Annotated in this window: 2 protein-coding genes; both read right to left on the reverse strand. The window is 61.5% G+C overall.

Annotated features, from left to right (window positions below):
* Positions 1–2: 2 nt before the first annotated feature.
* A protein-coding gene (locus tag BRX37_RS26290) for an IS5 family transposase (protein ID WP_125990375.1) occupies positions 3–769 on the reverse strand; the annotation gives its coding sequence in 2 pieces (ribosomal slippage) (positions 3–445 and positions 445–769; 768 coding nt in all).
* The coding region (locus tag BRX37_RS27165; protein WP_206434240.1) for a hypothetical protein at positions 766–958 on the reverse strand (193 nt) is incomplete at its 5' end. The genes BRX37_RS26290 and BRX37_RS27165, both read right to left, overlap by 4 nt.

Here is a 958-nt window from a genome sequence, read left to right on the forward strand (position 1 = left end):
AACTAGGCCGTAGACTCATTAGCCCGAAGCCACAGCCGTATTGAGGCGAGCTGGATCATGGCGAGGAAGTTGGCGGCGAGCTTATCGTAACGGGTGGCGACCCGGCGGAAGTGCTTCAGCTTGGAGAAGAACCGCTCGATCAGGTTGCGCTCGCGGTAGAGCCGCTTGCTGAAGCAGGGCTTCCAGCGCCGGTTGCTCTTCGGCGGTATGTTGGGGGTGGCACCTTGGTCCTGGATCAGCTCGCGGATACGGTCGGCATCGTAGGCCTTGTCGGCCAGCACGATGGTGCCTGGACCGAGGCGGTCGAGCAGCGCGTCGGCGATCTGCCCATCGTGCGTCTGCCCTGCTGTCAGGCCGAGCCGGATCGGGAGGCCTTGCGCGTCGACGACGACGTGGATCTTGGTCGTGAGCCCGCCGCGTGATCGACCGAGACAGTGATCTGCACCCCCTTTTTTGCCGTCGCCGCCTGCTGATGGGCGCGAACGGAGGTGCTGTCGATCATCTGGATGTCGCCATCGTGCGCGGCGGTGATGGCGTTCATCAGTCGATCCCAAACGCCCGCCTGCCGCCATCGATTGAAACGGTTGTAGCAGGTAGTGCGCGGGCCATAGCGCTCCGGCAGGTCGCGCCACGGCGCACCGGAGCGCAGCACCCAGAAGATGCCGTTCAGCACGCGCCGGTCATCGACACGTGGCACACCTCTGGGCTTGTTGGGCAAAAGCGGCTCGATCACGCGCCACTCGAAGTCGGTCAGATCATATCGGCTCATGCCGAGCGTGAATCAGAACTCACCACGAAATGTAAGATGCCATGTGCCGTTGGCTGAAATTGCAGATTAAGAGGAAGCATGCCAGTTTCGGCCATGGCTAATCGCTTGACCAGTATCGTCATCACCCTCTGGTTCTTCTTTGCGGTGCTGAGTGTATTTGTCGCCTTGGTATTCTCGCCGATGGGGTTG

The organism is Sphingomonas sp. S-NIH.Pt3_0716, from assembly GCF_003950715.1.
GTDB classification, from domain to species: Bacteria; Pseudomonadota; Alphaproteobacteria; order Sphingomonadales; family Sphingomonadaceae; genus Sphingobium; species Sphingobium yanoikuyae_A.